Origin of the sequence: Pseudomonas cichorii (genome assembly GCF_019719005.1) — a bacterium.
Taxonomy (GTDB): Bacteria; Pseudomonadota; Gammaproteobacteria; order Pseudomonadales; family Pseudomonadaceae; genus Aquipseudomonas; species Aquipseudomonas cichorii_E.
The window spans coordinates 156,494-171,916 of record NZ_JAIGPJ010000002.1; the positions used below are offsets into that span (position 1 = coordinate 156,494).

Annotated in this window: 13 protein-coding genes and 4 pseudogenes; 14 read left to right on the forward strand and 3 right to left on the reverse strand. The window is 55.8% G+C overall.

Annotated features, from left to right (window positions below; translation table 11 throughout):
* Window positions 1–434: 434 nt before the first annotated feature.
* The 3 genes from K5D32_RS02860 to qatC are packed head-to-tail and all read left to right on the forward strand — an operon-like array spanning window position 435 to window position 4,301.
* A complete protein-coding gene (locus K5D32_RS02860) occupies window positions 435–2,237 on the forward strand; it encodes a P-loop NTPase fold protein (protein WP_221599189.1) in 1,803 nt (600 codons plus the stop codon).
* 1 nt (window position 2,238) lies between these two features.
* Window positions 2,239–2,994: a hypothetical protein gene (locus K5D32_RS02865; RefSeq protein ID WP_260407139.1), complete on the forward strand. Its 756-nt coding sequence runs from the start codon at window positions 2,239–2,241 to the stop codon at window positions 2,992–2,994.
* Window positions 2,991–4,301, forward strand: coding sequence for a Qat anti-phage system QueC-like protein QatC (qatC, locus tag K5D32_RS02870; RefSeq protein ID WP_311775765.1), 1,311 nt, complete (start codon window positions 2,991–2,993; stop codon window positions 4,299–4,301). The genes K5D32_RS02865 and qatC overlap by 4 nt, the downstream gene beginning before the upstream one ends.
* Before the next feature lie 371 nt (window positions 4,302–4,672).
* Here qatC and K5D32_RS25850 read toward each other — a convergent pair.
* Both K5D32_RS25850 and K5D32_RS02880 read right to left on the reverse strand, forming a co-directional pair.
* A pseudogene (locus K5D32_RS25850) lies at window positions 4,673–5,294 on the reverse strand (tyrosine-type recombinase/integrase); the annotation flags it as partial.
* Window positions 5,271–5,886 (reverse strand): annotated as a pseudogene (locus K5D32_RS02880) (nucleoid-associated protein); the annotation flags it as partial. The pseudogenes K5D32_RS25850 and K5D32_RS02880, both read right to left, overlap by 24 nt.
* A 45-nt stretch (window positions 5,887–5,931) precedes the next feature.
* Between K5D32_RS02880 and K5D32_RS02885 the strand changes: the two are divergent.
* Window positions 5,932–6,120, forward strand: coding sequence for a hypothetical protein (locus tag K5D32_RS02885; RefSeq protein ID WP_221599191.1), 189 nt, complete (start codon window positions 5,932–5,934; stop codon window positions 6,118–6,120).
* A gap of 284 nt (window positions 6,121–6,404) precedes the next feature.
* Here K5D32_RS02885 and K5D32_RS02890 read toward each other — a convergent pair whose 3' ends face one another.
* Window positions 6,405–6,812, reverse strand: a complete 408-nt coding sequence (locus tag K5D32_RS02890) for a hypothetical protein (protein ID WP_221599192.1) — start codon at window positions 6,810–6,812, stop codon at window positions 6,405–6,407.
* A gap of 112 nt (window positions 6,813–6,924) precedes the next feature.
* Here K5D32_RS02890 and K5D32_RS02895 point away from each other — a divergent pair, with 112 nt between their 5' ends.
* The 10 genes and pseudogenes from K5D32_RS02895 (at window position 6,925) to K5D32_RS02935 (ending at window position 15,418) form a co-directional block, all read left to right on the forward strand.
* The gene (locus K5D32_RS02895; protein WP_221599193.1) at window positions 6,925–7,164 is read left to right on the forward strand and encodes a hypothetical protein; all 240 of its coding nucleotides are present in this window, start codon (window positions 6,925–6,927) and stop codon (window positions 7,162–7,164) included.
* 154 nt (window positions 7,165–7,318) lie between these two features.
* A complete protein-coding gene (locus tag K5D32_RS02900; protein ID WP_221555558.1) occupies window positions 7,319–7,579 on the forward strand; it encodes a DUF1652 domain-containing protein in 261 nt (86 codons plus the stop codon).
* A gap of 260 nt (window positions 7,580–7,839) precedes the next feature.
* Window positions 7,840–8,562, forward strand: a pseudogene (locus tag K5D32_RS26175) (PAS domain-containing protein); the annotation flags it as partial.
* Between the two features lie 108 nt (window positions 8,563–8,670).
* Window positions 8,671–9,102, forward strand: a pseudogene (locus K5D32_RS26180) (methyl-accepting chemotaxis protein); the annotation flags it as partial.
* A 189-nt stretch (window positions 9,103–9,291) separates the two neighbouring features.
* Window positions 9,292–10,038, forward strand: coding sequence for a GntR family transcriptional regulator (locus K5D32_RS02910; RefSeq protein ID WP_201019139.1), 747 nt, complete (start codon window positions 9,292–9,294; stop codon window positions 10,036–10,038).
* 209 nt (window positions 10,039–10,247) lie between these two features.
* Complete coding sequence (locus K5D32_RS02915; RefSeq protein ID WP_221575860.1) at window positions 10,248–11,984, forward strand: fumarate reductase/succinate dehydrogenase flavoprotein subunit; 1,737 nt, start codon at window positions 10,248–10,250, stop codon at window positions 11,982–11,984.
* A gap of 15 nt (window positions 11,985–11,999) precedes the next feature.
* Complete coding sequence (locus tag K5D32_RS02920) at window positions 12,000–12,245, forward strand: ferredoxin family protein (protein ID WP_201019141.1); 246 nt, start codon at window positions 12,000–12,002, stop codon at window positions 12,243–12,245.
* A gap of 131 nt (window positions 12,246–12,376) precedes the next feature.
* Window positions 12,377–13,786, forward strand: a complete 1,410-nt coding sequence (locus K5D32_RS02925; RefSeq protein WP_221599194.1) for an ABC transporter substrate-binding protein — start codon at window positions 12,377–12,379, stop codon at window positions 13,784–13,786.
* 10 nt (window positions 13,787–13,796) lie between these two features.
* Window positions 13,797–14,585 (forward strand): ABC transporter permease, encoded by a 789-nt coding sequence (locus K5D32_RS02930; protein ID WP_221593005.1) that lies wholly within the window; start codon window positions 13,797–13,799, stop codon window positions 14,583–14,585.
* Window positions 14,582–15,418: an ABC transporter ATP-binding protein gene (locus K5D32_RS02935; RefSeq protein ID WP_221599195.1), complete on the forward strand. Its 837-nt coding sequence runs from the start codon at window positions 14,582–14,584 to the stop codon at window positions 15,416–15,418. The genes K5D32_RS02930 and K5D32_RS02935 overlap by 4 nt, the downstream gene beginning before the upstream one ends.
* Window positions 15,419–15,423 lie beyond the last annotated feature (5 nt).

Consider the following 15,423-nt stretch of genomic DNA (forward strand, 5'->3'; position numbering starts at 1 on the left):
GGGAAGCGTACGGTGGAACTTCGATTTTTTTTATATTCATTTTATCTTCCTTGAATGTACCGATCAGGGGCAGGATTGGGTGGGCCACTAAACCCGGCAGAGGAAATGCCTAACCCATCCAACGTTTGATGCAGGTTATACGCCACACCGTGGAAGAACCTCACATAAGGACATAGAAATTCAAATAACGCCATCAGCTCCGCTCGGAATGTCTATGAAATATATCGTGTACCGACCTAGTCAGCCCTTGAGCTATTGGGTTACACCGAATACAGAGCATTGCATCAGAAAATGCAGTGCCAAAATAGTGGCACAGGTTCTATTTTTCGATAATGATACGGATCGTTCAATGATGATGCATTACGGCCTACGGCCTTGGAAACTGGTCGTTTAAGCTGCCAGGTGCGCAAATAATGTGAAGCAGGGAGGCTCAAATGTGGGCTGACGTCGATACAAAACAAGATTTTCTGAATTACTCAGAGGTCGCTAATCTGGTCGTCGACGTAATTCGCGATCCGAACATGAGGCCTGTCACGGTCGGTGTCTTTGGTTCTTGGGGCACCGGAAAATCAACTCTGCTGAATTTGATTGAGGAAGGCCTCAATCCTGACGAGGACCCAAGTAAATACGTTGTGGTGCGTTTTGATGCATGGCTTTATCAGGGATTTGACGATTCCCGAGCAGCCTTGATGGAAATCATCGCATCGACATTGATTGAAGCTGCGGAAGGAAAAACAGCGGTTATCCCCAAAGCCAAGAAACTGATGGGCCGTGTTAATAAAATGCGTGCACTTGGTCTGCTGGTCGAAGGCGGCGCAATGGCCATGGGGATACCAGCTTTTGGATTTGGCATGAAAGGTGTGCAGGCCTTAGGCGAACTATTCTCGGGCGAGGCGGATGAAGAAACGTTAACGACGCTAAAGGAAGCTAGTGGCAAGGCTAAAGGGCACCTTACTGGTTTGTTGGATGAGGAAAAGCAGCGGACTCCACCGAAGGAAATCGCCGCCTTTAGGTCAGAATTTTCCGACGTCCTCACTGCGTTGGATAAAACGCTGGTCGTATTTGTAGACAACCTCGATCGGTGCCTTCCAAAGCAGACCATCCAAACCCTCGAAGCCCTTCGTTTGTTTTTGTTCATGGGGCAAACGGCATTCGTCGTCGCTGCCGATGAAGACATGGTCAGACATTCGGTGAGTGAGCATTTCAAAGACCCAGATGACCGACATGTAACTGACTATTTGGACAAGCTTATCCAGGTGCCAGTGCGTGTTCCTAGGCTTGGGGTACAAGAAGTGAGAGCCTATTTGTTCATGTTGTTCGCGTCCGCCGGCGCAGTGATTCCTGCGGATAAAATCGAAAAACTACGAGCCGGGCTTGAGGCGAATCTGCGCACAGCCTGGAAGGAAGAACCTATCGTCACCGAGGTTGCATTAGGTCTTCTTGGTACAGTTGTTCCAGACCAGATCGCCCAAGGATTTGCGATTGCTGATCGCATGGCGTCTATGCTCGCGAACTCAACGCTGATCCTAGGAAATCCACGAATCGTTAAGCGGATGTTGAACGTAGTTCGTATGCGCTCCCGTGTTGCCAAGCAAAGAGACATGCCGGTTGATGAGGCGTTGATTGCCAAACTCGCTCTGTTTGAGCGATGCATGGAAGACAAATCGGTTGCTCACATGTACTCGGTGATCAACGCAGCCGCAGGGGGGAAACCGGAAATACTGACGACACTCGAAAACCTGCTGGAGGATCCAGATAAATTCAAACTAGCTTGCCCTGAACCGTGGAACGTAAAAGCTGAATTTATCAGAGAGTGGCTGACGCTAGAGCCTTCACTCTCGAACACTGATCTCCGTCCGATTGTCTATTTGAGTCGTGAGACCACACCATTACGCGTACTGAGAGCGGGCTTATCGGCCGCTGCGACAGAAGCGCTTGCGGTTCTCAAGAGAGCGTCCAACACATCCTCCCCATCTGCCATCGCTGCCATTCTCACAATCCCAACTGGCGAGCATGTGGCTGTTATGGCACAACTTATTCAGTCAATGCGGTCCCATGTGGATTGGACTACCAGAGCGCCTGGTTTTGATGGCGCATTTATGTTGGCCGAGCGCTCATCCGATGCAGGCTCTTCGTTATCCGATTTCATCCATACGGTCATGCCAGGAAAAATTAAGCCCTGGCTCAGTACCAGGGTGAAAAGCGTCAGCTGGTTTAAGCCTAAAGAGAAGCAATGACATGGGAACGTCGACTTCGAGTAAAGGGCCCGGTGGTAACTCTCCGTTTGTTCCCGGGTGGATAGACACACCGGGCCAGGGGGCGATTCCAGAAACTCCTCCGCAGCGGTTCAAAGATTTCCGTAAATCCTTGGGTAAATTCGTCTCCAGCGGAGACGGCGACTACCTTCGCTCTGCTGTACGAAGCTATGCCAGTGGCTCTACAGGTGGTAGCAGTGTCGGCCCCATACGATTTGGCTCGATGGCTGGTGCTGGCGGCGCACTATTTGGTGCAATGGCAGCGCTGAGTGACGGCCAGTCACCAAACGGGCTCAATCTTGCGTCCCTTAACGGGAAAGATACGGACGTTGCGATTGACATAATCGTCCAAGCACTCGTTCCAGAAGATGGCGATTCAGATCGGGTTCGCGTAGCGATGAATGAAGCACTATCGGAATGCTTGGAGGGCTATGATGAATTCGACTTCACGAAGATAAATGATGAAATGCTGGTCCAAATGATGCTCGTGTACGTCACGAAATGTGTTTTTGGGCAGATAGTGCTGGACTCCAATGAAGCCTTCGCTAAAGCATCGTCTCCTGGGCAGGTGGAGCAGGCGGAAAGGGATTTGTTTTCTTTGGTGGAAGCGGTAACAGACAAGCACATGCGCCCCCTTTTAACGGGTAACTTGAAGTCCTTCACGAGTGCCCAAGTCGAAAGTATCCAGCTCAGTGCGATTAAAGAAGTTTGGGTCGAGTGGGAGAGCTACGAACAGTGACTGACTTAATTTTCCATCACGAATTTGACCAGCTTCCACCACGCTCTCCGAATGTCATACCCGTACTGATGTACGGAAGTCGACCATTGGCGAAGGGTACCTGTTCAATCGGTGGGCCTGTTCGTACCGCTGTTCGACGTCTAGGTGCGCCCGTGAGTCGTGTGGGCTTCGATTTGCTCACTATTGCGATGGCAGTTACAGCGGCAGACACGTTTGTCGATAAAGCCGAGGCAGACGATGGATGGGCAAGACAGCTTCGCCTGGTCATTCCACTAGCCGATCCGGATCTTTGGAATGCAGCGGTCCCATTGCTTCAAAAAGCGCTTCATTTTTTAAGTGGTGATATCTGGACTATCGAGTTGCTGCCTGACGGCCCTAGACAATCAAAATCGCAAAATCGTGGCCGCATCACCGTGCTTGCTGGCCATGATTGTGTGAGCTTGTTCTCTGGAGGCATGGACAGTGGCATTGGTGCACTTGATCTGTTGGGTAAAGGGCGACGGCCAATTCTGATCAGTCATTCCTACAGAGGGGACTCGGAGAAGCAAATCCTTGTGAGCAGCCAGCTTCCCGTAAAAGTCTCAAGATTTGCGGCCGTAGCGAACCCCACCTCACGGCTTGGTACCACGCTAGATGTGCAGATGCGTACACGCAGCTTCAACTTCCTAGCTTATGGCGCGTTAGTCGCTGCTACTTTGGCGCAATTGAGAGTGGCCAGTACACCGGTGGAGTTATTCGTTCCAGAGAACGGTCTCATCGCTCTCAATCCACCAATGACGCCAAGACGCATAGGGGCGCTGAGCACCCGAACGACTCATCCTCATTTTCTTGGTTTGTTCCAGCAAATTCTGGACACCGTTGGTTTGCCAGTCGTTGTAAAAAACCCGTATGCGCTAAAGACAAAGGGGGAGATGCTTCTGGGCTGTTCCGATCAAGTCTCACTCAACGCTCTGGCCACCGATACTGTGTCTTGTGGGAAATGGAAGAGAACGCATCAGCAGTGTGGCAAATGCGTTCCGTGCATTATCAGACGAGCTTCATTTCACGCCGCAGGTATGAAAGATGGCACGAGATACAATCCAAAGGGCCAAAACTTGCAGGCCGTTTTCAACGATGAAAAAGCACGGGACGACCTTATGGCGATGGTTCTGTCATCCAGGCGTTTACCCAAAACCAGCGTCTCTAAATGGGTGCCTAACGCGGGTCCGCTGCCGTTGAATCGAAAAGACCGAGATGATCTACTGGACGTAGCGGAGCGAGGAATGGGAGAGGTGAGTGCTTACCTGGACAGCCTTGGGCTAATTTGAGCAGCGAAGAGTTGCATTACTACCTCGCAAAGAGATTAGGGCAGATCGCCATCATGCCATGGTCTGTGAACCCTACTGATGTACGATCCCCCTACTTTTACCCCCACAAAAACGTCGGCTCTTGATGGACGTTACTGGACTCTCGTAGAGCAGAACACCGGTGGAACTCAAGTAAATACTAGTTTATAAAAATCCAGAGTAAAATTTCGGAGTCTTTCAAGAAGTATAAAAAAGGAGATGGGGTGCTAGGGGTCGAGTGTTCGAATCACTCCGTCCAGACCATATTTACTGATTAAAATCAGATACTTAAGCCGATCAGCTAGATCGGCTTTTTTGTGCGTGCGCAAAAGATGCGCAAAACTGGCGCAAAACTATCCCGCGAATTGGCTGATATCGAGGTCTGGAACGGCATCGGACCAGACGATTTCGGCGTGGTCCCGCTGATAGTTTTTGGTCATGCTCTCGCTGGCGTGACCGGCGATCTTTTGCCCGTCTTTCCCGGCTTTCTGATACAGGTGCAACGACAGCGCCCGCACCTCATGAAAGCCTGGCATTTCCTCTTCCTTTCAGCCTTTGTAACAGCCCGCCACCTCCCGAGCCTCCTTAAATGCTCGCGTCAAGTATCGTTCCTCGACTTTTGTCCAGTGATCCTTCGTCGGCGCCTGAAGCTGCATTTTTCGGTCTGGTCGGCGGTGAACCAAGTATGGCGAGGCGATGCATCCCTACATCGGCTGATCACCGCCCGCAGCTCTTCAGTCACCCTAAACCTAATCCATGCCGCATCACTGGCCTTTGCGGTCTTTTGCTGAACCACATATAGAAAACCCTCTTGAACCCCGTCAAAGCGCATATTCAGAATTTCGGTGCGGCGCTGGGCCGTGATCAGTGCCAGGTCGATTGCGCTTTCAGCCAGGCTGGTGCTGCCTCACGAATGGCTTTCAGGCCATCGATGGTGTGTCGCTTACGCTGCTTCTTCTCGATCCTGCTGATGGTGCCGACTGGAAGGTCTCGCAAAGTCAACGTGCCTCCGGCCTTATCGAACTCGATCTTTGATCCGGGCAGGTGCTGCTCGAAGCTGATCGACATGCCTTCGGCGCGGCCCGTGAAGCGACGAAACTGGTTCAGGGTGCGTTTGTCGGCGGGGATCTCCGGCGACAGGCCGTAATCCTTGTTGCGGATGTGATCGTAGAACGCACGCGGGCGGTCTTCGTCGATAAGCTCGGACAACTCTTCCAGGCCAATGGGGTCGCCCAGTTTGGTTTGGCTGGTGGCGTAATCCACCAGGGTCTTGGTTTTCTCCCGCGTCGGCTCTTCCGGCAGGTCTTCGCTTTCCACAAAGTCGCTGCATGCCTTGAGCAGGGTGCGGGTTTCGCCTGGGCCAGCCGCTCAGTGGATAAGCACCTGACTCGGGGTGAAACAAGCCCCAGCCTTTGCCGGCGGTGGCGTTGTAGCTTTCGTTGAACTGATACATCGGATCTTCACGCGCCTGGCTCTTGGCCTGCTCGACACCGCTGAGAAACAGAACGGCTGGGGTACCATCCGGCTTCTTGTCGATCTTGTGAATGACGCTGTGAAGTACGGGCATATCGATTACCTCGGGGGCGTGCCGCCCTCCGTATCCGGTGGTGGCATGGTCAATTGGGGTTCTGGTGTTAGAATCGATGACTACATCAAGGATGAAGCGAATGAAAAAACTGAGGACTTACATGAAGGCCGCGCAGAGCTATTGCGCCGCGCTATCGAACAAGAAAGTCTGTTGCGCTGGACTGACCCTGATCGCTATCCATTACGCTTTGGTTGTCTTTGTGCCCAGCTATGAGTCAGCAGCACTTTTCGTTGTCGGGGGAGTCATGATCACCCTGACAATGACCAGGCGACCGTCAAAGCTATAGACGGTGGCCGGCATGGGGCCGATTTCAAGGGATATGCAGATGCTGAAGCAGAAATACGAGGTTACTTACGTTAGCAACGGGCCAAACAAAAAGACCCAAAAGACGACGGTCGTTGTCAAAGACAGAGCTGAGGCTGTAGCAATGGTCGAGGCCGGTAACAATCGTGTAATCGCCGCTGTTTACATGGGCATGGTGTTCAACTAGACGCGATCTAGCCTTCAACATCCCCAGGATTATGGTCGAACCCGGTGCCGCAACTCCTTCTCTGCATATTTGGCGCGCTTGGCGGGATTTGATATGCAACTGCTTTCGGCGCTGCCGCACTCTGTTGTTGATGCGCCTCATTTCGATCATTTATGTGCTGGAGCCGCTCGGCTGCGGCCACCGGCGCTGGAACTTCTGCTTTGACGTTTGTCTCGGCCTCTTTTCGCTTCTCCTCTGCGGCTTCCTGAAGCCTTTCTGTTTCCTCTTGGCGAATGCGCGCGCGTTGAGCTTCTTCCTTTTTAGCCTCGACCTGCTTGTGCTCATTGATTCGGACCTTGATCAGCGACATCATGCCAAACGTGTATTTCCGGTCGCGAATGCGGATTTTCGTGACCCACCATAAAAAGTGCTGCACAAGAACCAATTCCCCACATCGTTACCGCCTGTCTGCTGCTCTGCACTCCCGACACTTCCTGCCTCTCTCAACCTTACGCGCAGACATCCTGCGCACAGAAAGGAGAGTCGCCATGGAAATCGAAAACAACGGACCGGAGAGCGCTTACCCAGGGCCGTCTGATAAGACGACCGACACCGGTGAAGGGCATGGTTCCGGTCTTGATCAGGTCAGTTCCGAGCCAAAGCAGGGTGATGATCGCCCCGAAGACTGGAACCCACCTCCTGGCAATCCGGAGTCTGTCGATGATGCACAAACGGATGGTGACAAAGACGACGAACCGAAGACTGACAGCCTTATCGATGCGGAGTAATCGGCCTTATGCCAATCACTCCATGCAGTTCTGTTGCTGGCGTGCATTATCGACATAAAAATTTACACATGCTCCGTCAGACAAAAACCACACCTGCGACCTTGGGCTAGACTCTAGTATCAATCCGCTATGTAGCGTCTACAGGGACGGTCAAATGCTTTCTCATCTTGAACTGCGTCATGTCATGGAAGTGGCCTTCAGGCCTGCGATCTGCAAATGCACCATCAGCCCGGACGGATTGATGTCCATCGAACTGAGGAACCCGGAAACCCATATTCCGGAGCTGACAATGACCGGAATATCGACCGCCAAACTCAGTGGAGGCCGAGCCATTGCGGCTTTGGTGGGGGAGATCAAGGACGAGGCCAGGCGCGTCAAGGCGGCTGATAAGGACGATATCAAGCGCCAGGGATAGGCCAAATACGACAAGCCCGCATCTGGCGGGCTTGGGGTGAATCACATCATGTCATGCCAGGTTATTTCCCCCGCTCGACGCTGCTTTGACCCTTCGGCCTCAACGCCTAGCTTGAGTGCTTCTGATATCGTGCTTTCTTCCTCCTGACCACTAAAGATTCCCGCTCCATATCCGATGCAGTAGGCAACCTTCCTCGGATACACATCATGTTCAACTCCCATTTGAAACAAGCCAACAAGGCACTGGAACTTCGACTGGCCATGCTGGAGCAGGCGAGTCAGGTTCTGGATTTAGAGACTGTAGCTGCCGTACTGGATGGTCGAGGGAACGTGAAATCCATCAATGCTCTGTTTGAAGCCGAGCTTGGTTATTCGCCCAGCGAGGTGGTCGGGCGTCGTCTTGAGGAATTGAGTCCGTCGGAGCTGAGTGGTGATGTTCACCAGAAGCGGGCTCTGGGTGCTATTCGGGAAGGGAAGCACTTTAGCGGGACGCTGCGGTTGAATCACAAGCAGGGTTCCAAAGTCTGGCTGCGAACGATTGTCGTGCCATTCAGGAATGAAACCGGTGGTATCGAGCAAGTCATTCTGTACTCGAGCGTGTTGACGCGCACCATCGAGGCTTCGCGGGAGAATGAGGCGTTGGTCAATGCCTTGCAGCGTTCGACGGCTGTCATCGATTTTACGCTCGATGGAATTGTGACCAGTGCGAATGACAATTTCCTCAAAGCCATGGGCTATGAGCTTGCCCAAATCAAAGGCAAGCACCACAGCATTTTTTGTACGCCGGAAGAGTCCGGTTCAGAGGCCTATAGAAGCTTCTGGGAAAGGCTGCGCAGGGGTGAGTTCATCGTCAATCGTTTCCTGCGGATTGATAAATACGGTCGTGATGTGTGGCTTGAGGCTTCTTATAACCCCATCACCGATGCGAATGGCAAGCTGTACAAGATTGCCAAGTTTGCAACCGTCATCACCGATCAGGTCGAGCGCGAAAAGGCGGTGTCCGAGGCATCGAACATGGCCTATCAAACATCCGTCCAGACTGACACCACTGCCCAGCAGGGGCGTGCAGTGATCAAGAGTACCGTCGAAATGCTGGACCGGCTGACCCGCTCCATGCAAGAAGCGACTCAAGGCATCGAGGCGCTCGATTCCCAGAGTCAGGTGATCGGGACAATCGTCAAGACCATCAGCAGCATTGCCGAGCAGACCAACCTGCTCGCTCTCAACGCTGCCATCGAAGCCGCTCGGGCCGGTGAGCAGGGCAGAGGTTTTGCCGTGGTGGCTGACGAGGTTCGGCAACTGGCTTCCCGTACCACCAAGGCAACGGAAGATATCGTGAGTGTGGTCAAGGAAAACCAGAGCCTTGCTTCGGGTGCCGTTGGCGTGATCGAACGCAGCACGGAACAGGCCACTGAGGCGCTGACTCTGGCCAATGATGCAGACCGTGTGATCCAGGAGATCCAGCAGGGCGCGAACTCTGTGGTGCGAGCAGTCAGTAGCTTCGTTAATCAGAACTCGAATTAAGCGTTCGGTCTGGTAGGTCGGCTGGTAACTGGACTCGCGCAGGGCCCGGTTGTCAGTCGGCCGCAAATGATGAAATCCTTTCCCCGGCTGAGTTAGTCTATTGGCCGCCGCCGTCACTGACAGCCTCCGTGCTCAGTGAGCGTTGCACTCAATCACTCCCGAGCGTGACCCCTTGCAAGCCGAAACCCTATGAACTCCGAGCCTCCTGTAAAGCTGACCAGCCAATCTCCCGTTCCGTTGTACGCACAGCTCAAGGAGCATATTCGTTCGCGGATTCTGGATGGCACCTACGCGCCAAGCAGCCGAATGGGTTCAGAAAGCGAGCTTGGGGCCGCGTTTGGTGTCAGTCGCATCACCGTGCGGCAAGCGTTGGGGGATCTGCAGAAAGAAGGGCTTATCTTCAAGATTCATGGCAAGGGCACCTTTGTTTCCAAGCCCAAGGCGTTCCAGAACGTCAGCTCCTTGAAAGGGCTGGCCGAAGCGCTGGCGGCTTCCGGGCATGAGGTCGCCAACCGCATGTGCGGTTTCGAGTATTTACCTGCCGATGCAATCGTTGCCCAGCGGCTGGGGCTCGAAGAAGGGCAGATTGTGGTCGAGATTCGCCGGGTACGACTGGTCAACCGCGAGCCGGTATCGCTGGAAATCACCTACCTGCCCGAAGCTACAGGTCGACGTCTGGAGTCGGCTGATCTGGCCACTCGCGATATCTTTCTGATTCTGGAAAACGATCTCGACATCGCCCTGGGGCATGCCGATCTGGCTATAGATGCCATCGAAGCCGATGCTCAGGTGGTCGCTGCGCTGGGAGTCAAACCCAGGTCACCGATCATGCGTATCGAGCGATTGACCCACACAGCCGATGGGCAGCCGCTGGACTTTGAATACTTGTATTACTGCGGTGATGCCTTCCAGTACCGCCTGCGCATCGACCGTTAGAGTCTTGTCCGGCTGCCTGCGTCCTGCAGGCAGCAGAATATCCTTAGTCCGAAAAAGTATTTCTGGCCTTGCCCTCATAGCCAATATCATCCCTGTATATCTTGTTATAACAAGTTATGAGCGCGCAGAGCGGCCGTGATGAAAACCGCTACTGCAGCGCCATCGCCTGCCAATGTCAGCGGGTGTATCGAACCGGAGAGGAGCAGGGCATGGCCGAGTTTCAGACAATCGAGCGCGAATACGACATCGTCGTCATCGGCGGCGGCACTGCCGGCCCCATGGCGGCGATAAAGGCCAAGGAGCGTAATCGCGACTTGCGCGTGTTGCTGATCGACAAGGCTAACGTCAAGCGCAGCGGTGCCATCAGCATGGGGATGGACGGCCTGAATAATGCGGTCATTCCCGGCCACGCCACCGCAGAGCAGTACACCAAGGAAATCACGGTCGCCAACGATGGCATCGTCAACCAGAAGGCTGTGCTGGCGTATGCCGAACACAGTTTCGAGACCATCGAGCAGCTTGACCGCTGGGGCGTGAAGTTCGAGAAGGATGAAACCGGCGACTACGCAGTCAAGAAAGTCCACCACATGGGCGCTTACGTACTGCCGATGCCTGAGGGGCACGACATCAAGAAAGTGCTGTACCGCCAGCTCAAACGGGCGAGGGTGGAGATCACCAATCGGGTCATTGTCACTCGTTTGCTGACCGACACCGAAGGTGCTGTCAGCGGCCTGATGGGTTTCGATTGCCGTACCGCCGACTTTCATGTGATCAAGGCCAAGGCGGTGATTCTCTGCTGCGGCGCTGCCGGTCGCCTGGGGCTTCCGTCGTCGGGTTATCTGATGGGCACCTATGAGAACCCCACCAACGCCGGTGACGGTTACGCCATGGCCTATCACGCCGGTGCCGAACTGGCGAACCTAGAATGCTTTCAGATCAACCCGCTGATCAAGGATTACAACGGCCCGGCATGCGCTTACGTTACTGGTCCTCTGGGTGGTTACACCGCCAATAACAAGGGTGAGCGCTTTATCGAGTGCGACTACTGGAGCGGCCAGATGATGTGGGAGTTCCACCAGGAACTCGAAGGCGGCAATGGCCCGGTGTTTCTCAAGCTCGATCACCTGGCCGAAGAAACCATCCAGAACATCGAGCAGATCCTGCACAGCAACGAGCGTCCCAGTCGCGGGCAGTTTCATGCCGGGCGCGGCACTGATTATCGTCAGCAGATGGTCGAGATGCATATTTCCGAAATCGGTTTTTGCAGCGGCCACAGTGCTTCGGGAGTCTGGGTCAACGAGCGTGCGGAAACCTCGGTCAAGGGCCTGTATTCGGCCGGTGACATGGCGGCGGTGCCGCACAACTACATGCTCGGGGCTTTTACCTATGGCTGGTTCGCCGGGGTCAACGCCGCCGAGCATGTCGCCGGTCGTGATTTTCAGCAGCCTTGTGCCAATCAGGTCGCCGCTGAAAAGGCGCGGGTCTATGCGCCGCTGTTGCGCGAGCACGGCCTGCCACCCGCGCAGGTCGAGTACAAGTTGCGGCGCATGGTCAACGACTACCTGCAGCCGCCGAAAGTGACCCGCAAGATGGAGATCGGCCTGCAACGCTTCAGCGAGATCGAAGCGGATCTGGCCAGCATGAAAGCCAACAATCCCCATGAGCTGATGCGCGCTCTGGAAGTCACGGTGATCCGAGACTGCGCCGAGATGGCTGCCCGCGCTTCGCTGTTTCGTGAAGAGAGTCGCTGGGGCCTTTACCACCATCGCGTCGATCATCCGCAGCGCAACGATGAGGACTGGTTCTGCCATTGCCATCTGAAAAAAGGCCCTGATGGCCGCATGACCAGCTTCAAGAAACCGGTGGAACCCTATCTCGTCGCCCTGGATAACGACGAGCGCACCGCCTACAACCGGCTGCGGGTCGCCCCCGGCCAACCTGCCTGATTCGAGGACTGCACCATGGCCTTTCAACCCCAGGAAATTTTCTTCAGAAGCTCCGCTCCGGTCACCGTGGACAACGACAAGTGCATCGCCGAGAAGGGCTGCACGGTTTGCGTGGACGTGTGCCCGATGGACCTGCTGGCCATCGATCCCACAACCCGCAAGGCCTTTATGCAGTTCGATGAATGCTGGTACTGCATGCCCTGCGAAACCGACTGCCCGACCGGTGCAGTCAAGGTCGAGATTCCTTACCTGCTGCGCTGATCACGGCCAGCCATAACCATAAAAAATGCCACCGGCCAAACCACCGGACGCCTGCCATGCAACCCCTCGTTTCCCACCACTTGACCCGTGGAGGAGACGATCGACGCATCTTTGACTCGAGGGGATAACCTATGTTCTTACGCACGACTCTGGCCAGCCTGCTGCTGGCAGCCACCGCTTTCGGGGCTCAGGCCCAGACCATCCGCATTGCCATTGGCACTCAGGACACAACCATCAACTGCGCCGCTGGCGGCCTGATGATTCGTGAGCTGGGACTGCTGCAGAAGTACCTGCCCAATGACGGCAAGTACAAGGATGTCGACTACGACATTCAATGGAAGAACTTCACCAGCGGTGCGCCGCTGACCAACGAGATGGTCGCCGGCAAGCTGGACTTCGGCGCGATGGCCGATTTCCCCGGCAGCCTCAATGGCGTGGCCCATGAAGCCGCGGGGCGTCGCAGCCTGTTCATCAACGTTCTGTCAGGCAGTGTCGAGGGCAGTGGCAACGGCATCGTCGTGCCTGAAAATTCCCCCGTGCAGTCGATCTCCGAACTCAAGGGCAAGACGGTTTCCGTGCCTTTCGCCTCGACTGCCCATGGCATGTTGTTGCGTGCTGTAGCTGCTCAGGGTTGGGACCCGGCGCGTGACCTGACCATCATCGCGCAAGCGCCGGAAGTCGCAGGTTCGGCCTTGCAGGCGGGCAAGATCGACGCCCACGCTGACTTTGTGCCCTTTGCCGAGCTGTTCGTCAGCCGTGGTTTCGCCCGCAAGATCTTCGATGGCTCCCAGGCCAAGGCGCCCACTTTCCACGGTGCTCTGGTGGAGCAGGACTTTGCTCAACAATACCCGGAAATCGTCGTCGCCTATCTGCGCGCCACCATCGAGGCCAATCGCCTGCTGGCCGAGCAGCCTGAGAAGTACAGCGAGTTGATCGAAAAAGTCGCCGGTATCGAGGCTTCGGTCAACTATCTCTACCACGGCCCACTGGGATTGCAGACCCGCGACCTGACCTGGAAACCGGAATACCGCCAGGCCGTCAGCACTGCCATCGACACTCTCAAGTTGCTGAAAAAAGCGGATCGCGGTCTCAACACCGACACCTTCATCGACGACCAGTACCTGCGTGCCGCTTTCAAGGCCAGCGGCCTGGATTACGATAAGGCACTGGCCAACTACGCTGCCCAGCCGCTGGTGGCCAAGGACGCCGTGACTGGCAAGCCGATCACCGACTTCAAGCGGGTCGCGCAGATCTGGGTCAAGGGTGAAGCCCAGGTACGCAATTACGCCTCGCCCGAGGAAGCCATTGTTCAACTGGCCGAACTGAAGAAAAACGGTCACGAGATTCGCGGGTTCTATACCCAGGCCAGCGACAGCGGCATCAAGCTGCTCGCCGATAGCGCCTGGTTCGTCAAGACTGCACCGGGCCGCGTGGATGCCTTCCTTCTCAAGGACCAGGCAGTCAGCGATGCGCAAGCCCGTGGCGGGCAAGTCCTGGATTTCGCAGGTTTGACCGGCGATACCGCAGTGACGGCGCGTTGAGGAGCATTCGATGAGGCTATCCAACCTTGCCCGCTGGGTGTTGCGTGGGTCGTCGATCCTGGCCTGCCTGCTGTTCTGGCAGGTCGCGGCCAGTCATCAACTGGACCTGGGTCTGGTGACGTTTCGCAACGTGCCGACACCGGGCGAAGTCTTTGCCGCGCTGCATGAGCTGACGTCTTCGACGGCTCTGTTCCGCCATGTCAGCGCCAGCCTGGGTCGCGTTGCGGCTGGCTATGCAGCGGCTGCTGTGTTGGGTATCGCTCTGGGCGTGCTGATCGGCCGTTGGCGCTGGGCTTCGGACGTGCTGCTGCCTCCCCTTGAAGTGCTGCGGCCGATTCCGGCTGTGGCCTGGATCCCGCTGGCGATTCTGATGTTTCCATCGTCGGAGCTGTCCATGGTGTTCATTACCTTCACGGGAGCGCTGTTTCCGATCCTGCTCAATACCGTTCATGGCGTCGAAAGCGTCGACCGGCGTCTGGTGGCTTCGGCCCTCAGCCTCGGGGCAGGGCGCTGGGCGATCCTGCGCGAAGTGGTGCTGCCGGGCGCAGGCCCGAGCATTGTCACGGGCCTGGCCATCGGCATGGGGACTTCATGGTTCTGTCTGGTGACCGCCGAGATGATTTCCGGCCAGTGGGGCCTGGGTTACTACACCTGGGAGTCCTACACCTTGCAGAACTACGCGGACATCATGGTCGGCATGCTGCTGATCGGCCTGTTCGGGCTGGTCAGCAGTGCGCTCGTCAAGCGCCTGGGTGCGTGGTGCATGCCGTGGAATAACCAGACAGGAGCACAGCGATGACTTCAGGACGTGTTCAAGGAGAAAACGTCGGCATCCGTCTGGGCGACGGTGATGACGCTTTTGAAGCCGTACAGGCACTCGACTTCAGCATTTCGCCCGGGCAGTTCGTATGCATTCTGGGGCCTTCGGGCTGTGGCAAGTCGACCTTGCTGGGTGCGCTCGCCGGGCACTTGCAGCCCGGCAGCGGGCAACTGCGGGTCGACGGATCAATCGTCGACGGGCCATCTCCCACACGCGGCATGGTCTTCCAGCATCACACTTTACTGCCATGGCGTCGTGTGCTTGATAACGTCGCTTTCGGCCTGAAAATGCAAGGTGTATCCAGGCGTGAGCGCCACCGCCAGGCGCTGGAAATGCTGCGCTGGGTGGGCCTTGAAGACTTCGCCGGGCACTGGCCAAAGCAATTGTCCGGTGGCATGCAGCAACGGGCCGAGATTGCTCGTGTGCTGATCAACCGTCCGCGTCTGCTGCTGATGGATGAGCCCTTCGGTGCGCTGGATGCCCAGACACGTTCGCGCATGCAGCAACTGCTGCTCGATATCTGGGGCCGTATCGGCACCACGGTGGTGTTCGTCACCCATGACATCGATGAGGCGCTGTTTCTGGGGGATCGCATTCTGGTGATGAGTGCTCGTCCGGGGCGTTTCATCGCCGACCTGAAGCTGGACTTCCCCCGTCCGCGACAGCCGTCCCTGCTGACCAGCCCAGGTTTCGTCGAACTCAAGCGTCACTGCCTGGAACTGCTCGATCATGGTCCCGATGCACCGCCTTTGCCACGCCTGACCCCGCTGGGGTTACCCCTGCAACAAGATCTGTTACGTATTGCACTGTGAGCCGT

Coding starts and splice junctions, on each gene's coding strand:
- K5D32_RS02860 (WP_221599189.1), top strand. CDS start 435: ATGTGGGCTGACGTCGATACAAAACAAGATTTTCTGAATTACTCAGAG.
- K5D32_RS02865 (WP_260407139.1), top strand. CDS start 2,239: ATGGGAACGTCGACTTCGAGTAAAGGGCCCGGTGGTAACTCTCCGTTT.
- K5D32_RS02885 (WP_221599191.1), top strand. CDS start 5,932: ATGGTCAATTGGGGTTCTGGTGTTAGAATCGATGACTACATCAAGGAT.
- K5D32_RS02895 (WP_221599193.1), top strand. CDS start 6,925: ATGGAAATCGAAAACAACGGACCGGAGAGCGCTTACCCAGGGCCGTCT.
- K5D32_RS02900 (WP_221555558.1), top strand. CDS start 7,319: ATGCTTTCTCATCTTGAACTGCGTCATGTCATGGAAGTGGCCTTCAGG.
- K5D32_RS02910 (WP_201019139.1), top strand. CDS start 9,292: ATGAACTCCGAGCCTCCTGTAAAGCTGACCAGCCAATCTCCCGTTCCG.
- K5D32_RS02915 (WP_221575860.1), top strand. CDS start 10,248: ATGGCCGAGTTTCAGACAATCGAGCGCGAATACGACATCGTCGTCATC.
- K5D32_RS02920 (WP_201019141.1), top strand. CDS start 12,000: ATGGCCTTTCAACCCCAGGAAATTTTCTTCAGAAGCTCCGCTCCGGTC.
- K5D32_RS02925 (WP_221599194.1), top strand. CDS start 12,377: ATGTTCTTACGCACGACTCTGGCCAGCCTGCTGCTGGCAGCCACCGCT.
- K5D32_RS02930 (WP_221593005.1), top strand. CDS start 13,797: ATGAGGCTATCCAACCTTGCCCGCTGGGTGTTGCGTGGGTCGTCGATC.
- K5D32_RS02935 (WP_221599195.1), top strand. CDS start 14,582: ATGACTTCAGGACGTGTTCAAGGAGAAAACGTCGGCATCCGTCTGGGC.